The sequence below is a fragment of the Microbacterium sp. LWH7-1.2 genome (assembly GCF_038397755.1).
Taxonomy (GTDB): Bacteria; Actinomycetota; Actinomycetes; order Actinomycetales; family Microbacteriaceae; genus Microbacterium.
In genome coordinates this window covers 2367486-2389780 of sequence record NZ_CP151637.1, presented here as the reverse complement: position 1 = coordinate 2389780, position 22295 = coordinate 2367486, and the positions used below count along the sequence as shown (strand labels likewise).

At 70.8% G+C, this 22295-nt stretch carries 18 protein-coding genes and 1 pseudogene; 12 read left to right on the top strand and 7 right to left on the bottom strand.

The features are described from left to right. Positions 1-45: 45 nt before the first annotated feature. Positions 46-1461 (bottom strand): LLM class flavin-dependent oxidoreductase, encoded by a 1416-nt coding sequence (locus MRBLWH7_RS11145; RefSeq protein ID WP_341994431.1) that lies wholly within the window; start codon positions 1459-1461, stop codon positions 46-48. Between the two features lie 247 nt (positions 1462-1708). Between MRBLWH7_RS11145 and MRBLWH7_RS11140 the strand changes: the two genes are divergently transcribed. From MRBLWH7_RS11140 to MRBLWH7_RS11100, 9 genes are all read left to right on the top strand, one after another. Next, positions 1709-2776 carry an ABC transporter substrate-binding protein gene (locus MRBLWH7_RS11140; RefSeq protein ID WP_341994429.1) on the top strand — a complete coding sequence of 356 codons (1068 nt, stop codon included), beginning with the start codon at positions 1709-1711 and terminating at the stop codon, positions 2774-2776. Further along, positions 2776-3651 carry an ABC transporter permease gene (locus MRBLWH7_RS11135; RefSeq protein WP_341994427.1) on the top strand — a complete coding sequence of 292 codons (876 nt, stop codon included), beginning with the start codon at positions 2776-2778 and terminating at the stop codon, positions 3649-3651. The genes MRBLWH7_RS11140 and MRBLWH7_RS11135 overlap by 1 nt, the downstream gene beginning before the upstream one ends. Then, complete coding sequence (locus tag MRBLWH7_RS11130) at positions 3627-4394, top strand: ABC transporter ATP-binding protein (protein WP_341994426.1); 768 nt, start codon at positions 3627-3629, stop codon at positions 4392-4394. The genes MRBLWH7_RS11135 and MRBLWH7_RS11130 overlap by 25 nt, the downstream gene beginning before the upstream one ends. Before the next feature lie 190 nt (positions 4395-4584). Continuing rightward, entirely contained in the window at positions 4585-5598 is a 1014-nt protein-coding gene (locus tag MRBLWH7_RS11125; RefSeq protein WP_341994423.1) for a pyridoxal-phosphate dependent enzyme, read from the top strand. Next, positions 5595-6755, top strand: a complete 1161-nt coding sequence (locus MRBLWH7_RS11120; protein WP_341994421.1) for a cystathionine gamma-synthase — start codon at positions 5595-5597, stop codon at positions 6753-6755. The genes MRBLWH7_RS11125 and MRBLWH7_RS11120 overlap by 4 nt, the downstream gene beginning before the upstream one ends. A gap of 24 nt (positions 6756-6779) precedes the next feature. After that, positions 6780-8837: an NAD(P)-binding protein gene (locus tag MRBLWH7_RS11115; protein WP_341994419.1), complete on the top strand. Its 2058-nt coding sequence runs from the start codon at positions 6780-6782 to the stop codon at positions 8835-8837. A 38-nt stretch (positions 8838-8875) separates the two neighbouring features. Continuing rightward, on the top strand, positions 8876-10435 hold the full coding sequence (locus MRBLWH7_RS11110) for an SLC13 family permease (protein WP_341994417.1): 1560 nt from the start codon (positions 8876-8878) through the stop codon (positions 10433-10435). Positions 10436-10983: 548 nt separating this feature from the next. Next, positions 10984-11559 carry a helix-turn-helix domain-containing protein gene (locus MRBLWH7_RS11105; protein WP_341994415.1) on the top strand — a complete coding sequence of 192 codons (576 nt, stop codon included), beginning with the start codon at positions 10984-10986 and terminating at the stop codon, positions 11557-11559. Positions 11560-11601: 42 nt separating this feature from the next. Next, positions 11602-11925, top strand: a complete 324-nt coding sequence (locus MRBLWH7_RS11100; RefSeq protein WP_341994414.1) for an ATP-dependent DNA ligase — start codon at positions 11602-11604, stop codon at positions 11923-11925. A gap of 150 nt (positions 11926-12075) precedes the next feature. Here MRBLWH7_RS11100 and MRBLWH7_RS11095 read toward each other — a convergent pair. The 3 genes and pseudogenes from MRBLWH7_RS11095 to MRBLWH7_RS11085 all read right to left on the bottom strand — a co-directional run. After that, positions 12076-12366: pseudogene (locus MRBLWH7_RS11095) on the bottom strand (hypothetical protein); the annotation flags it as partial. Positions 12367-12403: 37 nt separating this feature from the next. Further along, positions 12404-13819: an aspartate aminotransferase family protein gene (locus MRBLWH7_RS11090; protein ID WP_341994411.1), complete on the bottom strand. Its 1416-nt coding sequence runs from the start codon at positions 13817-13819 to the stop codon at positions 12404-12406. A gap of 107 nt (positions 13820-13926) precedes the next feature. Continuing rightward, positions 13927-14925 carry a LacI family DNA-binding transcriptional regulator gene (locus MRBLWH7_RS11085; RefSeq protein WP_341994409.1) on the bottom strand — a complete coding sequence of 333 codons (999 nt, stop codon included), beginning with the start codon at positions 14923-14925 and terminating at the stop codon, positions 13927-13929. Positions 14926-15002: 77 nt separating this feature from the next. Here MRBLWH7_RS11085 and MRBLWH7_RS11080 point away from each other — a divergent pair, with 77 nt between their 5' ends. The 3 genes from MRBLWH7_RS11080 to MRBLWH7_RS11070 are packed head-to-tail and all read left to right on the top strand — an operon-like array spanning position 15003 to position 18009. Further along, positions 15003-16244 (top strand): Gfo/Idh/MocA family oxidoreductase, encoded by a 1242-nt coding sequence (locus MRBLWH7_RS11080; RefSeq protein WP_341994407.1) that lies wholly within the window; start codon positions 15003-15005, stop codon positions 16242-16244. Further along, positions 16241-16933, top strand: coding sequence for a ThuA domain-containing protein (locus tag MRBLWH7_RS11075; RefSeq protein ID WP_341994405.1), 693 nt, complete (start codon positions 16241-16243; stop codon positions 16931-16933). Before MRBLWH7_RS11080 ends, MRBLWH7_RS11075 begins: the two co-directional genes overlap by 4 nt. After that, complete coding sequence (locus MRBLWH7_RS11070) at positions 16918-18009, top strand: Gfo/Idh/MocA family oxidoreductase (RefSeq protein ID WP_341994403.1); 1092 nt, start codon at positions 16918-16920, stop codon at positions 18007-18009. Before MRBLWH7_RS11075 ends, MRBLWH7_RS11070 begins: the two co-directional genes overlap by 16 nt. A 74-nt stretch (positions 18010-18083) precedes the next feature. Here MRBLWH7_RS11070 and MRBLWH7_RS11065 read toward each other — a convergent pair whose 3' ends face one another. From MRBLWH7_RS11065 to MRBLWH7_RS11055, 3 genes are read right to left on the bottom strand one after another with little or no spacing between them, the layout of a single operon-like run. Next, the gene (locus MRBLWH7_RS11065) at positions 18084-20381 is read right to left on the bottom strand and encodes a glycoside hydrolase family 3 N-terminal domain-containing protein (protein ID WP_341994401.1); all 2298 of its coding nucleotides are present in this window, start codon (positions 20379-20381) and stop codon (positions 18084-18086) included. Further along, positions 20378-21262 (bottom strand): carbohydrate ABC transporter permease, encoded by an 885-nt coding sequence (locus tag MRBLWH7_RS11060; protein ID WP_341994399.1) that lies wholly within the window; start codon positions 21260-21262, stop codon positions 20378-20380. The genes MRBLWH7_RS11065 and MRBLWH7_RS11060 overlap by 4 nt, the downstream gene beginning before the upstream one ends. Further along, positions 21259-22284: a sugar ABC transporter permease gene (locus MRBLWH7_RS11055; protein ID WP_341994397.1), complete on the bottom strand. Its 1026-nt coding sequence runs from the start codon at positions 22282-22284 to the stop codon at positions 21259-21261. The genes MRBLWH7_RS11060 and MRBLWH7_RS11055 overlap by 4 nt, the downstream gene beginning before the upstream one ends. Positions 22285-22295: the final 11 nt, after the last annotated feature.

Here is a 22295-nt window from a genome sequence, read left to right as displayed (position 1 = left end):
TCCGGCATCCGCGGTGAGGGGCGGTGCCCGGTGACGGCGCCGCGGTCAGGCGCCCGCTTTCGCGAGTTCGCGCACCTCAGCACCCGAACCGGCCTGGACGGCCGACTCCCTCGACGCGTAGCGGCTCTCGGGCCTGGCCAGTCCGTAGTGGTCCCGGAGGGTGGTTCCCTCGTACTCCTCGCGGAACAGCCCGCGCTGCCGGAGCACCGGCAGGACGTGATCGACGAACTGCTCCAGCCCCGACGGCAGCACGGCAGGCATGATGTTGAAGCCGTCGGCGGCCTCCGCGTCGTACCAGTCCTGAAGGGCGTCGGCCACCTGCTCCGGCGTGCCGGCGAAGGTGCGGTGGCCGCGGCCACCCCCCAGGCGCCCGATGAGCTCGCGCACCGTCAGCCGCTCGCGTCGCGCGAGTTCGACGATGAGGGTGTAGCGGCTCTTCGCGCCTTCGATCTCGTCCTCGCCCGGAAGGTCCGCCGGAAGTTGGCGATCGAACGGAAGGTCTTCCGGTGTGAGGCGCAGGGTCTTCGCGAGCTGCGCCCGGGCGTACTCGGGGACGATGAGCTCGTCGAGCTCCCGCTCTTTGGCGAGGGCGTCCGCCTCGGTCGAACCGATCACCGGCACGATGCCAGGCAGGATCTTGATCTCGTCGGCGCCTCGACCGGTCGCGAGGGTGCGCTCCTTGATGTCGGCGTAGAACGCGCGGGCGTCGCCGAGCGTCTGATGGGCAGTGAACACGGCCTCCGCGTACCGTGCCGCCAGCGCCTTGCCGTCCTCGGACGAGCCCGCCTGCACGATGAGTGGGCGCGCCTGCGGCGAGCGAGGCGTGGTGAGCGCCCCGGCCACGGAGAAGTGCCTCCCGACGTGCTCCGCCCCGTGGATCTTCGTCCGGTCAGCCCACACGCCGCTCGCCCGGTCGGCGAGCACGGCGTCGTCCTCCCATGAGTCCCAGAGCTTGAAGGCCACGTCGAGGAACTCTCCAGCCCTCTCGTACCGCACCGCGTGCGCGGGCTGGTCGTCGAGACCGAAGTTGCGGGCGATGTCAGGACCTGCCGTCGTGACGACGTTCCACCCGGCACGGCCACCGGACACATGATCGATGGAGGCGAATCGCCGCGCGAGGTTGTACGGGGAGTTGTAGGTCGTCGACGCGGTCGCGATGAGCCCGATGCGCTCGGTTGCGGCGGCGATCGCAGTGAGCGCGATCAGCGGATCGAGGGATCCGGCCGGCCGGCGCCCCACATCGGATTGGAGCCCCGGACCGTCGGCGAAGAAGATCGAGTCCAGCTTGCCGCGTTCGGCGAGCTGGGCCAGACGCCGCAGATGCTCGATGTTCGACGAGGTCCACGACGGATCGCTCTCCGGCAGACGCCACGACGCCTCATGGTGCCCCGTGCTCATGAGGAAGGCGTTCAGGTGCAGCCGTCCCGGACGGTGTTCCGAGCTTCGATTCCTATGGGTCATCTACATGTCCTTCCGGCTCAGGTGCGGTGCGGGTGTCGGCGGGCGAAACCCACTCGCGCGGGTGGGTCGCGCCAGGCCCACCCTGACACCGGGCGAGCGTTTCTCGCCGCGCGATGACCGCGGATGCCAGACGGTGACGTCGCGCATCCCCCTGTTAACGCCGATGACGGGCAGCGCGATCGCTCGGATGGCGAAGTCCCGATGATCGCTCCCAACGAGTTCTCCCCGCTCCCTTCGAAAGGACGACATGACTGACGCAACACGCACGAGACCGGCCGTCAGAGCGATCTCCCTGCTCCTGGCGAGCGCGGTGGCGATGGGCCTCGCAGGATGCGCCTCCGCGAGCGCGGCGACGTCGACCACCGAACTGGCGGCGTCACCGCTGCCGCCCGGCGAGCCGGACTCCGACACGAGCCTGCGTGTCGCGGGTCGCACGACGCAGCTGCAGCTCGAAGCGGCGGGATCCGAGATCGAGCCGCCCGCCTTCACGGTGGCGGAGTGGGTCAACGTGAGCGCCGGGCCGGATGTCATCCAGGCGTTCCGCTCCGGTTCGCTCGACATCGCGTCGAACGCGATCATCCCGCCGATCCAGGCCCACGCGATCGACTTCGACGCCACGATCGTCGGCGTGCTCGAGCGGCCGCAGCCCTCCTACGTGTTCGCCACGGCACCCGGGACCGACATCGCCGACCTCTCCGACTTCAGGGGCAAGCGGATCGCGTTCTCGCAGGGTCAGTCGCAGGGCGACACGGTACTGCGCACCCTGAAGACGGCGGGCATCTCGAACGACGAGGTGGAGTTCGTGGAGCTGCCCAGCACGCAGTTCCTCACGGCCCTGCAATCGGGGCAGGTCGATGTCGCCCCGCTGTCCGAGCCGGCGGTGACGAAGTACATCGACCAGTACGCGCAGGACGGCGCAGTGGCGATCCCGTCCGAAGAGCCCGATCTCCTCACCATCCTGTGGGTGCCGACCGAAGTGCTCGCCGATGACGAGAATGTGCGCGCCGTTCGCGACTACATCCGCGTCTGGGCGCAAGGACAGGTCTGGGCCTGGGAGAACGCCGACGCGTGGAAGCAGTTCTACTACGTCGACACCGAAGGCGTGACCGTGGAGGATGCCGACCGCATCTGGGCGACGGCCAACAAGCCGCAGTTCCCGGCCGACTGGGATCGCGCGGTCGAATGGGCGCAGTCCTCCATCGAGCTCCTCGTGGAGGGCGGGTTCATCGAGGACTTCGACGCCGAGGTGCTTTTCGACCGGCGGTTCGAAGGCGACGCGGTCGCTGCCGTCTCCGATGAGTATCGGGCCGGCTGATGACCACCACGATCGCATCCTCCGGCGGACGCTCCGCCCTCGTCTCCCGCTCAGGCGTCGCGGAAGGCGCGGCAACGGGGCTGATCCGCCGGTCGCGACGACGCCGGCTCGGCCGCCGGCCCGCCATCCCGGGGTCGCGACTGCTGGGCCCGCTGATCATCGTCGCCGTGTGGCAGGCGGCGGCCTGGGCGGGCCTGCTCGATCCGCGCCTGCTCACGGGGCCCGACGTCGCGCTGCAGACGGCGTGGGCGCTGATCCAGGACGGCCGGCTCGGTGAGAACATCGGCGCGTCGCTGAGCCGGGCGGTTCTCGGCCTCGCGATCGGAACCCTCACCGGCGTCGTGCTCGCGGTGCTCGCCGGATTCAACCGCCTCGGCGACTCGCTCATCGACGGCACGCTGCAGGTCAAGCGCGCCGTTCCCAACCTCGCGCTGATCCCGCTGCTGATCCTGTGGCTCGGCATCAGCGAGGAGTTCAAGATCACCGTCGTGGCCCTGGGCGTGCTGATCCCGGTCTACATCAACACCTACAGCGGGCTGACCGGCATCGACCGGCGGTACATCGAGCTCGCCGAGTCGCTCGGGCTGAGTCGCTGGCAGTACGTCCGGTCGGTGCTGTTGCCCGGAGCGCTCCCCGGGTTCTTCGTCGGGTTCCGGCTCGCGGTGGTCGGGTCGTGGACCGCTCTGATCGTGGTCGAGACCATCAACGCGACATCCGGAATCGGCTACATGATGGCGCAGGCTCAGCTGTATGCGCAGTCCGACATCATCCTGGTCGGCCTCGTCGTCTACGGCGTGTTCGGGTTCGCCTCCGACGCCCTCGTCCGACTGCTCGAGCGGAAGGTGCTGTCATGGCGACGCACGCTGGCCGGCTGACCTCCGCGGTCGAGGTCTCCGCGCTGACCCGATCGTTCGGCGACCGCACCGTGCTCGACGCCGTCGACCTGCGCATCGGGCGCGGCGAGTTCGTCGCACTGATCGGGCGCAGCGGCTCCGGCAAGAGCACGTTGCTGCGCGCGGTCGCCGGACTGGACGACGGGGTGGATGGCTCGGGGGAGGTGTTCGTTCCGCGCAATGTGTCCCTCGTCTTCCAGGACTCGCGCCTTCTGCCCTGGCTCCGCGTGCTCGACAATGTGATCCTCGGTCAGTCGGGTGCCGGAACCGCCGAGCGGGGGCGCCGGGTGCTCGCGGAGGTCGGCCTCGCGGGACGCGAGCGGGCGTGGCCGCATGAGCTCTCGGGCGGCGAGCAGCAGCGCGCGGCGCTTGCTCGCTCGCTCGTCAGCGAGCCGGAGCTGCTGCTCGCCGACGAGCCGTTCGGGGCGCTCGACGCACTGACGCGCATCCGCATGCACGCGCTGCTGCGCACGCTCCTGAGCGTGCATCGTCCGGCGGTGCTGCTGGTCACCCACGACGTCGACGAGGCTGTCGCGCTCGCCGACCGGGTGCTCGTGATCGACGAAGGGACCTTCGCCCTCGATCTCGAGATCGACCTTCCTGACGAGCGCAGCGCGCAGCATCCCGATTTCATCCGCTACCGGGAGCAGCTGCTCGAGTCGCTCGGGGTCGCCCCGCAGCGCTCCGCAGGCGACGCGGGCACCGACGAGGTGAACCCGCCATGACCGCAATGAGCCGGCGGTCGCGGCATCCCATCGCGTTCCGTCCCACCCACGGGCTAGACTCGTCCGCGTGTTGACCTGTCGGTGTTGTCGCCTCTGCTGTTGAAGCGTCCGCTTCATTCCGCGACCCCGACAACCTCCCGCGCACCCGCGCGGCAACACACCAGGACTCATCGTGCGTTACGCCCAGAGCGTGGCCGACCTTGTCGGCGACACCCCCCTCGTCCAGCTGACCCGTGTCACCGACGGCATCGCCGCGACGGTGCTTGCGAAGGTCGAGTACTTCAACCCCGGCGGCTCCGCCAAGGACCGCATCGCCCGCCGCATCATCGATGCCGCCGAACGTGACGGCCTCTTGAAGCCCGGCGGCACGATCGTCGAGCCGACGAGCGGCAACACCGGCGTCGGCCTCGCGCTCGTCGCCATCGAACGCGGCTACCGGATGATCTTCGTCGTGCCCGACAAGTTCGCCGGCGCCAAGGTCGACGTGCTCAGGGCCTACGGCGCCGAGGTCGTCGTGACCGAGACCAGCGTGCCTCCCGATGATCCGCGCTCGTACTACAGCGTGGCCGACCGGCTCGTCAGCGAGATCCCCGGCGCGTTCACGCCGAACCAGTTCGCGAACCCGAACGGGCCGCTCAGCCACTACGAGACCACCGGACCGGAGATCTGGCGCGACACCGACGGCCGCGTCACGCACTTCGTCGCCGGCATCGGCACCGGTGGCACGATCACGGGAACCGGCCGGTACCTGCACGAGGTGTCGGGCGGCGCGGTGCGTGTGGTCGGCGCCGACCCCGAGGGGTCGATCTACTCCGGCGGACCCCTGCACGGCTACCTGGTGGAAGGCGTCGGCGAGGACTTCTGGCCCGAGAGCTACGACCCGTCGGTGCCGGATGAGATCCACCGCATCCCCGACGCCGAGACGTTCGCGATGACACGGCGCCTCGCCCGCGAGGAGGGGCTCCTCGTCGGCGGATCGAGCGGGATGGCGGTCGTCGCGGCCCTGCGCACCGCGCGCGACCTCCCCGCCGATGCCGTCGTGGTCGTCCTGCTGCCCGACCACGGCCGCGGCTATCTCCACCGGTTCTACGACGACGGCTGGATGCGCGACCACGGCTTCGACGTCGGCCCCGCCGACCTCGCGCCCCCTGCACAGCCCGGGCCCGCGGCATCCGTCACCGCCACCGAAGGAGCACCCGAGTGACCGAGTCCACGAACGACCGCGGCTTCGAGACGCGGGCGGTGCACGCCGGGCAGGCCTTCGACCCCACGACGGGCGCCGTCATCCCGCCGGTGCACTTCTCGACGACGTACGCGCAGGACGGCATCGGCGGGCTGCGCCAGGGGTACGAGTACGGCCGCAGCGGGAACCCGACGCGCACCGCGCTCGAGACGCAGCTGGCCGCCCTCGAGGGTGGCGCGCACGCGCTGTCGTTCGCGTCGGGCCTCGCCGCCGAGGACGCGCTGCTGCGCGCGGCACTCACGCCGGGCGACGAGGTGCTGCTCGGCAGCGACGTCTACGGCGGCACCTATCGCCTCATCGCGCGCGTGCTCGGCGGGTGGGGCGTCGGCATCCGGGTCGTCGACATGAGCGACCTCGACGCGGTGCGCGCGGCCCTCGAGGAGCGCCCGGCACGCATCCTGTGGGTCGAGACGCCGAGCAACCCGCTGCTGCGCATCACCGACATCGCCGGGCTCGCGCGCCTGGGCCACGAGGCCGGCGCGCTGGTGGTCGTCGACAACACGTTCGCGTCGCCGGCCCTGCAGCAGCCCCTCGCGCTCGGCGCCGACGTCGTCGTGCACTCGACGACCAAGTACCTCGGCGGGCACTCCGACGTCGTCGGGGGCGCGCTCGTGCTCAACGACGACACGCTGTACGGCGAGGTGAAGTTCCTGCAGTTCGCGGTCGGCGCCGTGTCCGGCCCGCTCGACGCGTGGCTCACGACCCGCGGCATCAAGACGTTGGCGCTGCGCATGCAGCGGCACAGCGAGAACGCGCAGGAGATCGCCGAGTTCCTGTCGGGCCACGGCTCGGTCGCGCGCGTGTACTACCCGGGTCTCGCCTCGCACCCCGGCCACGAGCTCGCCGCGCGGCAGATGAGCCGGTTCGGCGGGATCGTGTCGGTGGCGCTGGCGGATGCCGCGTCCGCACGTCGCTTCGCCGAGTCGACGCGTCTGTTCCAGCTGGCCGAGTCGCTCGGCGGCGTCGAGTCGCTCATGAACTACCCCGACGAGATGACGCACGCCTCGGTGCGCGGCACCGAGCTCGCCGTCCCGCCGGAGGTCGTGCGTCTCTCGGTCGGCATCGAGTCGTCCGCCGACCTCCTGGCCGACCTCGACCAGGCCCTCTCCGGGCTCTGACACGACCGGACGTAGGCTCGGGGCATGACCGCGAGGCCCGGCATCCGTTCGTCCGTCCTCGGGGACCCGCTGCGGATCGGCAGCGTCACAGTGCCGAACCGCATCATGCAGACGGCGCATTCGAAGCAGTACTCCGACCGTGTCGAGTCCGACCGGGAGACCGCGTACTACGTGCGCCGCGCGCTCGGTGGGTGCGGGCTGTTCGTCGCCGGCAACCACTTCGTGCACCCGACGGGGTCGATCAGGGGTTTCGAGGACGCGTATCGTCCTGAGGGCGTCGCCGCCTCGAAGAGCATGACGGATGCTGTGCACGAAGCCGGTGCGAGGATCTTCGTGCAGCTGAACCACCATGGCGCACAGGCGCAGCCCGACGGGCCGGACGGCCCGCGGACGGTGTACGCGCCGTCGAGGATCATCTCACCGTCGACGGGGCATGCGACCCGCGAGATGGATCGCGCCGACATCGCCTCGCTCGTCGAGGGCTGGGCGGTGTCGGCCGAGCACGCACGCGCGGGCGGGTTCGACGGTGTCGAGATCCATATGGCGCACGGGTATCTGCTGCACCAGTTCCTCTCGCCGCTCTACAACACCCGCGCCGACGAGTACGGCGGCGACCTCGAAGGGCGCACGCGGTTCCCGCGTGAGGTGCTGCGCGCGGTGCGCGCGCGGGTGGGCGACGATTTCACCGTGGGGATCCGCATCGTCGCGAACGAGTTCCACCCCGAAGGCATCGGCGGCGCCGGCATGCGGGAGGTCATCGCCCGCCTCCGGCAGGAGGCCCGGATCGACTTCCTCGATCTCGCCGCCGGTGGCTACCACAATGTGCACTACGTCTTCCCGTCGTCGCCGATGCCCTTCGCCTGGCTGCGCGACGACGTCGCCGCCGTCAAGGCTGCGAACCCGGATGTGCCGGTGTTCGGTGTCGGCGCGGCCCGCTCGGTCGAGGAGGCCGAGGAGGTCGTCGCCTCCGGCGTCGCCGACATGGTCGCGCTCACCCGTGCCCAGATCGCCGACCCCGACCTCGGCCGCAAGCTGCTCGGACTCGCACCCGTCGACGCGGGGGAGCGCGGCATCCGTCATTGCATCCGCCTGAATCAGGGATGCCTCGGCCGCGGCAGTCGCGGACTCGCGATGTCGTGCACCGTCAACCCGCTCGTCGGTCGCGAGCTCGAACGCGGCGAGCGGCCGCGGACGACGTCGCCGCAGCGGTGGCTCGTCGTGGGTGGCGGGGCGGCGGGGATGCGGGCGGCGGTGGAGCTCGCCACCGACGGGCACGCGGTCACCCTGCTGGAGCGGACCGACGAGCTCGGCGGACAGCTGCGCCTCGCCCGTCGCGTGCCCGGGCGCGAGAGCGTGGGTCTTCTCGTCGACGATCTCGAGCGCGACCTCGCGGCTGTCGGCGTCGACGTGCGGCTCGGCATCGACGCGACGGCCGAGACGCTGCGCGCACTCGGGGCCGACGGCATCGTCGTCGCCACCGGCGCCGTCGCGCCGGTCACGACCTCGCTCGCGCTCGGCGGCGCGTACGTCGGCGGCTTCCCGGCCGAAGGCACGATCGACGCGTTCGCGGCCGTCTCGGGGGCTCGGCTCGGCCGCAGGATCGCGGTGGTGGACGGCGACGGCACCGCGTTCGCGGCGGGCATCGTGCTGACCCTGCTCGAGCGGGTCGACGAGATGGAGCTGATCACGCCCTTCGAGACCGTGTTCCCGCACATCGGTGCCGGATACGACCGACCGCTGCTGCTGGAGCGCCTCGGCACGCACGGCGGCTTCCGCCGGAGCGTCGCGCACCGGGTCGAGCTCATCGAGGCGGGCGCCGTGACCACGCGGGACATGCTGACCGGCGCGGCCGACGCGATCCCCGGCGTCGACGCGGTCGTGGCGATCGAGCCGCGCGCGTCGGTGGGCGTCCCCGGCCTCGAAGCGCCTCGGATCGGCGCGGACACCGCGGCCGCAGCATCCGGCCCTCGCCGCGTCGTCACCATCGGCGACGCCTTCGCACCCCGCACCATCGACGCGGCGATCTTCGACGCCGTCGAGCTCGCCTACGACGTCGCCGGCCTCGCAACGCTCCGCGGCTGACATCGGACCCGCCGTGGGGCGGTGGCTACGCTGGGGCCGTGGACCCCGTCACCGCAACGCTCGTCATCCTCGTGCTCGCGGTGGTCGCCTTCGTGAGCAACCGCGTGCCCATCGGCGTCGTGGCTATCGGCGTCGCGCTGGCCCTCTTCTTCACCGGCGTGCTGACACTGCCGCAGGCGCTCGCGGGGTTCGGCGATCCGACAGTCCTCTTCATCGCGGGCCTCTTCGTGGTGAGCGAGGCCCTCGACGCCACCGGCGTCACCGCCTGGGCAGGGCAGAAGGTGATCGGGCGTGCCGGCACGAAGCGCTCCACGCTCCTGGTCGTGATCGCGCTCCTCGTCGCCGCACTGACGGCCCTCATCAGCATCAACGGCGCGGTCGCCGCGCTGCTGCCGCTCGTGGTGGTCGTCGCCGCCCGCGCGGGCATCGCCTCGTCGAAGCTCCTCATGCCGCTCGCGTTCGCGGCATCCGCCGGTTCGCTGCTGCTGCTCACCGGCACGCCGGTCAACATCATCGTCTCGGAGTTCGCCGCTGCCTCCGGAGGACGCGAGTTCGGGTACTTCGAATTCGCGCTGGTCGGCATCCCGGTCCTGCTCGGAACCGTCGCGTTCCTCCTCGTCGGCGGCGGTCTCGTGCCCGAGCGCAAGGGCGCGCTGATGCCGCTCGACCTCGTGCGGCACGCGCGCCTGCTGCGCCAGCAGTACTCGCTCACCCTCGACACCGGCATGCTGCTCGGCCCCGAGACCGGCGTCACGGAGGTGGTCGTGGCGCCACGGTCGCCGCTCATCGGCAAGCACGTGTGCGCCGGCATGACGACACCCGACGGCGACCTCGTGGTGCTCGCGGCGCGTCGCGGCGACGAGCAGCTCAAGGGCACCGAGTTCGTCGTGCAGGCCGGCGACGCGCTGCTGCTGCAGGGGGCATGGGACGACCTGTCGCGAAAGACGAATCAGCCTGGCGTGCTCGCCGTGGACGATCCCGCGCAGCTGCGCCGGTCTGTCCCGCTCGGCAAGGGCGCGAAGCGCGCGATCGGCATCCTGCTCGCGATGATCCTGCTGCTCGCGACGGGGCTGGTCCCCCCGGCGGTGGCCGCATTGCTGGCCGCGTGCGCCCTCGTGCTCACCCGCACGGTGACGGTGACGCAGGCGTACCACGCGATCTCGTGGACGACCATCGTGCTCATCGCCGGCATGATCCCGCTGTCGACGGCGTTCATCAGCACCGGCACGGCGGACCTCGTGGCGAACGGGATGCTGTCGTTCCTCGGCGAGGCGGGGCCGCACGCGGCATTGCTCGCCCTCTGCGGGCTGACGGTCGTGCTCGGGCAGCTCATCAGTAACACCGCTACGGTGCTCATCGTCGCGCCCGTCGCCATCTCGGTCGCGCAGTCGCTCGACCTCTCGGTGCAGCCCTTCATGATGGCGCTGACCGTCGCCGGTGCGGCGGCCTTCCTCACGCCGATCGCGACGCCCGCGAACCTCATGGTGATGGAGCCCGCCGGCTACCGCTTCGGCGACTACTGGAAGCTCGGCCTGCCGCTCGTGCTGTTCTTCCTCGTGGTGGCGGTTTGGTACGTCCCGCTCGTCTGGCCTTTCTGACGGCGTACGTTTTGGCGACTCGCCACGGGTCGCACCGTAGGGTGAGGGGTCTTGGCGAGTCGCCAGAACGCGGGCCGTGACAAGGGTTTGGCGACTCGCCGGAAAGCGAGCCGTCAGGTGCAAGGTTTCGGCGACTGTCCAGAACGCGGGCCGTCGGGCGCAGGGTCTTGGCCACTCGCTAAACGCGGGCGTCGGGCGTCGGGCGTGAGGGGTTTTGGCGACTCGCCAGAACGCCGGCCGCCGGGCGCAGGGTCTTGGCCGCTCGCTAACCGCGGGCGTCGGGGGTGAGGGGTTTTGGCGACTCGCCAGAACGTGGGCCGTCGGGCGCAGGGTCTTGGCGACTCGCTAAACGGGGGCGTCGGGCGAGGCGGTTTGGCGACTCGCCAGGATGCCGGCCGTCGGGTCGGGGGTCTTGGCGACTCGTCAAGCGGTGGTGGTGCTGATTCCTGTCACTTTGTGATGCCGTCAGCGGGGCTGCGGGTCCGGGGGATGAGGATCCTTCGGGGCCGCTCCTACCGGACATCAGTGTCCGGTACTAGGCTACACCCGTGCCGAGCACCGCATCCCCCCGTGCGCTCCCTCGCCAGAACCGAGGCCCCGCCGCAGCAGCCGACAACCGGAAGGCGTTGATCGCCGCTGCCCGTGAGGTCTATGCCGAAGGAGGCCTGCAGGCCCCCTTCAGCGCCGTCGCCAAGCGCGCCGGCGTCGGGCAAGGAAGCCTGTACCGTCATTTCCCCGACCGAACCGCCCTCGCCGTCGCCGTCTTCGAAGACAATGTGCGCGACCTCGAGGAGTACACGGCGTCGCCCGATCGCACGATCGACGACCTGCTCGACCGCGTCGTCGCTCAGGCGGTCGTGTCGACGGCGTTCATCGAGCTCATCACCGCGGATCTCTCCGACCGCCGGGTCGCGTCGCTGGGCGCGCGATTCCAGGCGCTCGTGGAGCGTCTCGTCGCGCGTGACCGGGCCGCCGGGCGCATCGGATCGCAGATCGAGACCGAGGATGTGACCCTCGCGACGGGGATGCTGGCGACCGGGCTCGCCCGCGCCGATCCGGCGCAGCGGCCGGCAGTCGCACGCCGGGCGCGAGCGCTGTTCGCGGCGGCGTTCGCACCGCGCTGATCAGGCATTCGCGCCGCGCTGATCCGGCACTAGGCTCCTGCCATGGGCCGGTTCATCTACGACACCAACGCCAACTCGGTCGACATCGACGACCGCACGCTGGCGCATCTTCGTATCGTCATGATGAACAAGCTGCGACGCTCCGAGCCGTTCATGTTCGACGTCGAGATCGGCGACGGCAGCGGCCGGCGGAGCTTCTGGATCCACCCCGCGGTGCCGATCCAGTTCCATTTCTTCGGCAGTCGTCAGCCACGCATCAACCGTCGCTGGGTCGAGGAGCTCATGCTCTCCGCGAGCGGGCCCAGCGGGCTGTCGATCCTGCCGGAGCCCGAAGAGGACGACGCGCCGCCCGCGACCGAGGCGTGAGCGCTACCCGGCGACGTCGTCAGGGTTCACCTCGGTGCCGCCCACGGTGAGACGGTCGACGTCCAGGTGGTCGACATCGACGTTGCCGAGCGTCACGTCGGGGGCATCGCCCTCAACGCCCTGCACGGGCACCGGGCCGGTGTCGAAGTGCTCGGCGACCAGCATGATGCCGCCGGTGGAGCTGGCCGAGTTCGCCAGCTCCTCGATCCATGCGCGGCTGAGCTCCGCGGGCTCGGGATTGTCGAAGACGAAGCGCAGCGGAATCGACGGGTGCAGCCAGATCGTGCTGCGGCCCCTGGGCTGGTCGTCCGGGTGCTTCCACGACACCGTGAAGCTCTCATCGCGTCGCAGCTTGGTCGCGATGACGACCTTCAGGTGCGCGAGTGCGCGGTCCTCGATATGGATCGGCATGGCGCCGCCGCCGTAGTAGATCGTGCCCACGCGCCAACCATAACCCCCGCGGCGGCGCAGTGTGCGGTCAGAGTCGCGTCCACGCCTCTGTGAGGACGCTGCGCAGGATCTGCTCGATCTCGTCGAACTCGTTCGACCCGATCGTGAGCGGCGGCGCGAGCTGGATGACGGGGTCGCCGCGGTCGTCGGCCCGGCAGTACAGTCCCGCGTCGAACAGTGCCTTCGACAGGAACCCGCGCAACAGCCGCTCGGACTCGTCGTCGTCGAAGGTCTCCCTCGTCGCCTTGTCCTTGACGAGCTCGATGCCGAAGAAGTACCCGTCGCCGCGCACGTCGCCGACGATGGGGAGGTCGGTGAGCTTCTCGAGGGTCGAGCGGAAGATCGGCGAGTTCTCGCGCACGTGCTCGTTGAGGCCCTCTTCCTCGAAGATGTCGAGGTTCTCGAGCGCGACCGCCGCCGAGACCGGGTGACCACCGAAGGTGTACCCGTGGTAGAAAGCGCGGTCGCCGTGGGCGAACGGCTCGTAGATCTTGTCGCTCACGATGGTGGCGCCGATCGGCGAATAGCCGCTGGTCATGGCCTTCGCGCACGTGATCATGTCGGGGACGTAACCGTACGCGTCGCACGCGAACATGTGGCCGATGCGCCCGAACGCGCAGATGACCTCGTCGGAGACGAGGAGCACGTCGTACTTGTCGCAGATCTGGCGCACGCGCTGGAAGTAGCCGGGGGGCGGCGGGAAGCAGCCGCCGGAGTTCTGCACGGGCTCGAGGAAGACCGCGGCGACGGTGTCGGGTCCTTCGAAGAGGATCATCTCCTCGATGCGATCGGCCGCCCAGACACCGAACTCCTCGAGGCTGCCGGAGGGTGCGCCCATGTCGTCGGCACGATAGAAGTTGGTGTTCGGCACGCGGAAGCCGCCAGGGGTGACCGGCTCGAACATCGACTTCATGGCCGGGATGCCGGTGATCGCGAGCGCGCCCTGCGGCGTGCCGTGGTAGGCCACCGAGCGCGAGATCACCTTGTGCTTGGTGGGCTGGCCCTGGATCTTCCAGTAGTACTTCGCGAGCTTGAACGCGGTCTCGACCGCTTCGCCGCCGCCGGTGGAGAAGAAGACCTTGTTGAGGTCGCCCGGCGCGTAGTCGGCGAGACGGTCGGCGAGCTCGATGGCGGCGGGGTGCGCGTACGACCAGATGGGGAAGAACGCGAGCTGCTCCGCCTGCTTCGCAGCCACCTCGGCGAGGCGCTTGCGGCCGTGGCCCGCCGCGACGACGAAAAGGCCGGCGAGGCCGTCGATGTACTGCTTGCCCTGCGAGTCCCAGATGTGGTGACCCTCGCCCTTGACGATGATCGGCACACCCGGCCCGTCGGTCATCACGGACTGGCGGGCGAAGTGCATCCACAGGTGGTCTTTGGCCATCTGCTGCAGTTCGGCGTCGCTTCGGGCAGGGCGTCTGGTCACGGACTGCGCGGTGGTGGTCATGGGGAGCCTTCCGTCGGACGTGCTCCCACGCTACTCGCGTGCCCCGCGCCCCGACATGCGACGTTTCGTCCGGTTCGGATGCCGTGGCCACCGGTCCGTCCGGATCATCAGGTGGAGCCGCGGGCGATGAGCTCGGTCGGCAGCACGATCGGCGACGGCGGAAGTGCAGCGCCGGCCGCGGCGTCGGCGAGGGCCGTCACGGCGGCCGCGGCCATCTCGCGGATCGGCTGACGCACGGTCGTGAGGGGCGGGGTCAGCCATCGCGCGGCACGAAGATCGTCGAAGCCCACGACGAGCACCTCGTCGGGGATGCGGCGCCCGGCCGCGGCAGCCGCCGAGTACACCCCCGCCGCCATCTCGTCCGTGCACGCGAAGATGCCGAGCCGTTCACCGGGCCGCAGGCCGCGGAGCACCGGGAGCGCCGCCTCGCGCGCGGCCGCGCCGCTCCAGTCCGCCTGCAGCGCGACGAGGTCGGCGCCGGGGGCAGCCGAACGCAGTCCCTCGCGGAAGCCCGCGTTCCGCGCGCGGCCGTAGCGGTACGGCGGAGAGCCGAGCACGATGGCGAACCGCGTCGCGCCGCGCTGCACGAGATGGCTGGCCGCCGCGAACCCGCCGTCGCGGTCGGTCGTGCGCACGCTCGGGAGTCCCCGGGAGGTCTCGGCCTGCGGATCCATCAGCACGACCGGGATCTGCGCATCCGTGATCGCGGCCAATTGCGATGCCGTCGGCGAGATCAGCCCGAGCACCACGCCCGCCGAACCGCGCCGGCGGATGCGCATCGGCCAGTCGTCGTCGGGGGTGTCGCGCTCCTCGGTGAGCACCAGGTCGAAGCCGGCAGCGGCGGCCGCGCTCCGCGCGCCCGCGGTCACCTCGTCGGAGTACGCGTTGTGGAACCATCCGAGCACGAGGTCGACGAGACGCGCGGTGCCGGGCGGACGCCCGCCGGCTGCCGCGTCGCGGGCGTACCCGAGCGTGCGCGCCGCAGTCAGCACCCGGCGTCGAGTCGCCGGCGCGAGGTCGCCGCGGCCCGAGAGGGCCCGTGAGGCGGTGGCCACGCTCACTCCTGCGTCGGCCGCGACGGCGGCGAGGGTCACGCGAGCGGGCATGCGACCAGTTTTGCGCAAGTTCCTCGACCGACGCGAGTCCGGGTGGCATCGTCGGTGGTCGGGAAAGGGCCACCACGATGACGACGATGACATCGCCGCTGCGGATCGCGCTGATCGGCACCGGCTTCATGGGCCGCATGCACACGCAGGCCTGGCGCACGGCGCCGCACTTCTTCGACCTCCCGCTCGCGCCGGAGCGGGTGCTCCTCATCGGCCGCCGCGCCGACGCGACCGCCGAGGCTGCCGCGCGCTGGGAGTGGCCCGAGCACGGAGTCGACTGGCGAGAAGCCGTCGAGCGCGACGACATCGACGTGATCGACATCTGCACGCCCGGCGACACCCACGCCGAGATCGCGCTCGCCGCGCTCGCCGCCGGCAAGCATGTGCTGTGCGAGAAGCCGCTCGCGAACTCGGTCGCCGAGGCGCAGGAGATGACGGATGCCGCGGCCGCAGCTTCCGTCCGCTCCGGCGTGGTCGCGATGTGCGGTTTCAGCTACCGTCGCACGCCGGCGCTCGCGCTCGCCCGCGAGCTCATCGCGGAGGGCCGCATCGGCGAGATCCGGCACGTGCGCGCGCAGTACCTGCAGGACTGGCTGAGCGACCCCGATTCCCCGCACACGTGGCGCCTCGATCGCGATCGCGCGGGCTCCGGCGCGCTCGGCGACATCGGCGCGCACAGCATCGACACCGCCCAGTGGCTGAGCGGTCAGAGCATCTCGGCGGTGTCCGCGACCGTGCGCACATTCGTCACCTCGCGCCCGCGCCGCTCGGCGGTCGAGGGGCTGGGAGGCGTGGCCGACGACACGTCCGACCGGCTTCCGGTGACTGTCGACGACGCCGCCGCCTTCACCGCGCGCTTCGAGGGCGGAGCGCTCGGCGTCTTCGAGGCCACGCGGCTGGCGACGGGTCGCCGCAACGCCAACCGCATCGAGATCAACGGCGACCGCGGGTCGATCGCGTTCGACTTCGAGCGCATGAACGAGCTCGAGGTGTACGACGCCGCCGCCGATGACGCGCAGGGCTTCCGGCGCGTGCAGGTGACCGAGGCGCAGCATCCGTATGCCGGAGCCTGGTGGCCCCCAGGACACGGTCTCGGCTACGAGCACCTGTTCACGCACCAGGCCGTCGACTTCGTGCGCGCCGTCGCCGGCGAGATCCCGGTCTCGCCGGGCTTCGCCGACGCGACGCAGGTGCAGCGCGTGCTCGCCGCGGTGGAGCAGAGCGCCGCCCACGACAGCATCCTCACGCCGGTGGGAGCCGCCGCGTTGCGACCCACAAGCACGCTCGACGAGCGGAATCAAGAAGGGATCCCCGTATGACCCGCACCGCCCTCGTCGTCCGCGGCGGATGGGACGGCCACCACCCGGTCGAGGCGACCGACCTCTACCTGCCGTTCCTCCGCTCCAGCGGCTTCGACGTCACCGTCGAGGAAGACCCCGAGGTGTACGCCGACGCCGACCGCATGGCAGAGGTCGACCTCGTGCTGCAGTCGGTCACGATGTCGCAGGCCTCCAACGAGGCGATCCGTGGACTCCGCGACGCCGTCGCCGCCGGCACCGGCCTCGCCGGCTGGCACGGCGGCATCGCGGACTCGTTCCGCGCGAGCTCGGACTACCTCCAGCTCGTGGGAGGTCAGTTCGCGACCCACCCGTCGAAGCACCCCGACGAGGTGCACGGCGACCAGTCCGACAACTACCTCGACTACACGGTCGAGATCACCGAGCTCGGCCGCACGCACGACATCACCGCCGGCATCGGCGACTTCGTCCTCACCACCGAGCAGTACTGGGTGCTGCACGACGATCTCAACGACGTGCTGGCGACGACGACGCACCCCGTGCAGCCGTACCACCCGTGGCATCGCCCGATCGTCTCGCCCGCGGTGTGGACGCGCGATTGGGGCCAGGGCCGCGTGTTCGTCTCGACGCCGGGGCACAGCCTCGACGTGCTGCGGGACGACAACGTCCGCACCATCATCGAGAGGGGGCTGCTGTGGGCGGCACGGTGACGGACATCGGGATCGTCGGGCTCGGCGTCATCTCACGGCAGTACCTCGACACGCTCCTGAGCGCGTCGAGCGTGCGCATCGCCGCGGTCGCCGACCTCGACCTCGCCCGGGCACAGGCTGCGGCGGAGGGCATCCCGGGGTGCCGCGCGCTCACGACCTCCGAGCTGCTCGAGGATCGCGGCATCCGCACCGTCCTCAACCTCACGATCCCCGCGGCCCACGCCGAGATCGCACTCGCCGCCATCGCGCAGGGCAAGGACGTCTACGGCGAGAAGCCGCTCGCGGCGACCTTCGCGGACGCAGTCCGGATCACGGATGCCGCGGCCGCCGCGGGCGTGCGCGTCGGGGGTGCGCCCGACACGGTGCTCGGCACCGGCGTCCAGACCGCGCGCGCCGCGATCGACGACGGGCGCATCGGGCAGCCGGTGTCGGCATCGGCGATGTGGATCTCTGCCGGCCACGAGTCGTGGCATCCGCAGCCCGATTTCTACTACCGCGAGGGCGGCGGGCCGCTGCTGGACATGGGGCCGTACTACGTGACGTCGCTCGTGCAGCTGCTCGGACCCGTGACCGCCGTGTCGGGTGCGTCGTCGCGGTCGCGCGACGAGCGCGTGATCGGCTCCGGCCTCCGAGTGGGGGAGCGCGTGCCGGTCGAGGTCGACACGCACCTCACGGGCATCCTGCATCACGCGTCGGGCGCGATCTCGACCGTGACCATGAGCTTCGACGGCGTACGCTCGACCGCCGCGCCCATCGAGGTGCACGGGGTCGACGGGTCCCTGCTCGTTCCCGACCCGAACAACTTCGCGGGGGACGTGCAGCTGCATCCGCGCGCCGGCTCGTGGGAGACGCTGGATCCGTCGGCGGGGTACGTCGACTCGGGCCGCGGCATCGGGCTCATCGACTTCGCCGCCGGCGACGTGCGCGCCAGCGGCGCCATGGCCCTGCATGTGCTGGAGATCATGACCGCGCTCGCCGCGTCCGCCGCCTCGGGTGCGCGGGAGCCGCTGACGACGACCGTCGAGCGCCCTTCGCTCGTCCCCCTGACGCCCGCGGAGGTCTGGAGAAGCCGCTGACCACCGTGCGCGGTGATCCGCGCGAACGATGAAGGGCCCGGAGCGCCGTGAGCGGCACTCCGGGCCCTTCTCGGTCAACGGGGGTCGGGGACCAGGGCCGAGACCGTCGCCGTGGCCGTCCGAGCTGCGTCGGCGGTGATCGGATGAACGGGGCCGACGAGCTCGATCCGGGCTTCGGTGTCGCGTTCGGCGCAGGAGCCGCCGACCCACAGGTCCACCGCACCGGGCTCGACGATGCGATGACCGTCCCGTCCGGTGAACGCGAGCCGGGACGTCGGCACCGTGAAGGTGACCGTCGCCGACTCCCCGGGCTCCAGCGCGACGCGCTGATACGCGAGGAGCTGTGCGACGGGGCGGGTGACCGAGCCGACGAGGTCCCGTGCGTAGAGCTGCACGACATCGGTGCCCGGGCGGTCTCCCACGTTCGACAGACGCACCTGCACCGTGATCGTGCCGTCGGTGGCGGCATCCGAAGCCGTGAGATCCTCTCGGGCGAACGAGGTGTACGTCAGTCCGAAGCCGAACGGCCGCGCCGGCGTGTTGTCGGCGCTCGTGATCTCGGTGGGGCCGCCGAGGACCGGGTGCAGGTACGTGTAGGGCTGGGCGCCCGCCGAGCGAGGAAGGGAGATGGGCAGCCGGCCGGACGGCTCGGTCGCGCCTGAGATGATGCGCGCGATCGCGGGTCCGCCTTCCTCCCCGGGGAAGAAGGCCTGCAGCACCGCAGCGGCAGCCGTTGCGCCGTCGAGCATCCAGCCGATCGCGTACGGGCGCCCGGAGACGACGACCACGACGGTGGGGGTGCCCGTGGCGACCACGGCCTCGACGAGCCGGCGCTGCACACCGGGCAGCTCCAGGTCGTCCACGTCGTTGCCCTCGCCGACGGTGCCCCGTCCGAACAGGCCGGCGCGATCGCCCACGACCACGATCGCGACCTCGGCGTCGGCCGCCGCGCTGGCGGCGGCCGCGATGGCGTGCTCGTCGTCGCCCTGGACCTCGCAGCCCCGTTCGAGCACGATGTCCGCGTCACGGAACTCCGCGCGCAACGCCTCGGCGACGGTGGGGATCGCGAAGCCCAGCGGCGTGCCCGGATGGTGAGCGAGCACATGGTTGGCGAACGAGTAGCAGCCCATCAGTGACTCCGCCGCGTTGGCGTTGGGGCCGATGAGGGCGATGGTGCGCGGCGCCGCCAGTGGGAGCACACCGTCGTTGGCGAGCAGGACGACCGACTCCTCGGCCGTCCGACGGGCGAGATCGCGAAGCTCCGGGCCATCGAGGTCGATCTGGGTCGGCGGCGACGAGAAGTCCTCGTCGAGCAGGCCCAGCTCCTCCTTCTGCGAGAGCACGCGCAGCACGGCGCGGTCCACATCGGCGCGCGCCTGGGCGTTCGAGTCGAGGAGCGCGCGCAGGGGCTCGGCGAACGCGTCGCCCGTCGGCAGCTCGACGTCGATCCCGGCGCGCAGCGCCAGCAGCGCGGCCTCGCCGAGATCGGCCGCGACCCCGTGCAGGGCGTGAAGGAACGCGACGGAGAAGTAGTCCGCCACGACGGTGCCGTCGAATCCCCACTCGTCGCGCAGGAGGGCGGTGAGCAGTCCCGGGTTGGAGGCGACGGGGACACCGTCGATCTCGGCGTACGAGTTCATCACCGACCGGACCCCGCCGTCGCGGACCGCCATCTCGAACGGCGGGAGCATGATGTCCTGCAGCCGTCGGTGCCCCATGTGCACGGGCGCGTGGTTGCGGCCCGCCTGCGACGCGGAGTACCCCGCGAAGTGCTTCAAGGTGGCGTGGACGCCGGCCGACTGCAGTCCCTTCACGTACGCGGTGCCGATCGTGCCGACGACGTAGGGGTCCTCGGCGATGCACTCGTCGACACGGCCCCATCGGGGGTCCATGATGACGTCGAGCACCGGCGCGAGGCCCTGGTGGATTCCGAGCGCGGCCATGGAACGACCGATCGCCGCACCGAGCTCCTCGGTGAGCGCGGGGTCGAAGGCCGCCCCCCAGGCCAGCGGCGTCGGGAAGGTCGCGGCCTTCCACGCCGCGAGCCCGGTGAGGCATTCCTCGTGCACGATGGCGGGAATCCCGAGGCGCGTCTGCTCCCGCAGGCGTCGCTGCTCCGCCCAGAGCCACTCGGCGCGGGCGACCGGGTCCACCGGCCGCGTGCCGTAGACGCGCGTGAGGTGTCCGATGCCGTGGGCGGTGGCGTCCTCGTACCGCGTCGAGGTCACCATCTCGCCGGCCATCGGCGCGACGACCTCGTTCCCCTGGTCGACCCAGTACCCGACGAGCTGTGCGAGCTTCTCGTCGAGGGACATCCGGGCGTGCAGTGCGAGGACGCGCTCCGAGACGGCGCGCAGTTCGTGGTCGCTCATCCCTTGACAGCTCCCGTCAGACCGCCGACGATCCGTCTCTCGAACAGGCTGAAGAACGCCAGCGCGGGGATCATCGACAGCGAGGTGAAGGCGAGCACCTTCGCGGTGTCGACCGAGTACTGCGACGAGAAGGCCTGCACGCCCAGGGGGAGCGTGAAGTTCGCGTTGTCGTTGAGCAGGTACAGCGGCAGCAGGTAGCTGTTCCAGCTCGCGATGAACGCGAGGATCCCCACGGTGATCACTCCGGGTACCGCGAGCGGGACCACCATCCGCCAGAAGAAGCCGAGCCTGCTGCAGCCGTCGATGAAGGCCGCTTCCTGGATCTCGTCGGGGATGGCCCGCAGGAACGGCACCAGGATGATGATCGTCGTCGGCAGGGCGAAGGCGATCTGCGGGAGGATGACGCCGGCCAATGTGTTGATCAGTCCCATGTCGCGCACCACGATGTACAGCGGCGTGATGGCGACCGTGATCGGGAACATGAGTCCCGCGGCGAAGAGCGCGTACAGCGCCCCGCGCCCGCGGAAGTGGTAGCGGGCGAGGACGTAGCTGGCCATCAGGCCCAGCGCGATGACTCCGACCGTGGTGGCCACCCCGACGATCGTCGAGTTGAGCACGAGCGTCCAGAACGTGCTCTCGGTGAGCACGTCGAGGTAGTTCGTGAACACCCACGGATCGGGCAGGCCCGCCGGGTTCGTGGTGATCTGCGAGTTGGAGCGGAAGCCGCCCAGGATGATGTAGATCACCGGCCCGAGCATCAGCGCGATCACGACGAGCGCGACGAAGTAGACGGCGGGGGTGCCGGCTCGCATGCGCTGGCGCCGCGGCGCGTGCGGTGGCGTGGTCGCGACAGCGTCGATCGCGACGGGGACGGCGGTCATCCGTCGGTCCTTTCGGTGAGTGCCCCCGCCGTGTCGCGGCGCAGGACGAAGCGCTGGTAGACGAGCGCGACGATCAGAGAGATGAGGAAGATGACGACGGCGACGGCGTTGCCGTACCCGAAGTTGCCCGCGTTGCGGCCGTTGGCGACCATGTAGGTCGCCATCGTCGAGGTGCCGGCGACGGGTGCCACGTACTGGCCCCAGATGATGTAGACGAGGTCGAACAGCTGGAGCGCGCCGATGATCGACAGGAATGCCCAGATGCGCAGCGTCGGGCCGAGCAGCGGGATCGTGATCCGTCGCTGGATCTGCCAGTAGGTGGCGCCGTCGATGGCGGCCGCCTCGTAGAGCTCCTCCGGGATCCCCTGCAGACCGGCGAGGAAGAGGATGACGGCGAAGCCGACGTACTTCCACGTCAGGATCGCCATGAGCGTCCAGATCGCGATGCTGGGATCTGCCAGCCAGTCGCGTGTGAGCTGGTCGAGGCCCAGGTTCTCCAGCAGCCCGTTGAGCGCGCCGTTGGTGGCGAGCATCAGGCTGAAGCCCGTTCCCACGACGACCTCTGCGATCACGTAGGGAACGAAGATGAGCACGCGGATGATCGACTGCCCGCGCATCTTGCGGTTGAGCAGGAGCGCCAGCAGCAGCGCCACGGGCCCCTGCAGCACCAGCGACATCACCATGATGAAGCCGTTGTGGCCCAGCGCCTCTTGGAAGTCCGGGTCGGTGAGGATCGTGACGTAGTTCTTGAGGCCGATGAACTCGGTCGGCGGGCCGTAGCCGTGCCAGTTGAAGAAGCCGTAGTACGCCGCCATGATGACCGGGAAGATGACGAAGCCGACGAAGAAGATCAGTGCGGGTCCGACCAGCACCGCGATCTCCAGGCGGCCCGACCATCCGATCCCGCGGCGCCGGCGGCGCGGCGATGCCGAGGGCGGCGGCGTGTCGCCGCCGCCCCCGGTCCGCTGCGCGAGATCCGTCTCCGGGCGATCGTCCGTGCTCGGTGTCGCGCTCTTGTGCATGCGGAGTGTTC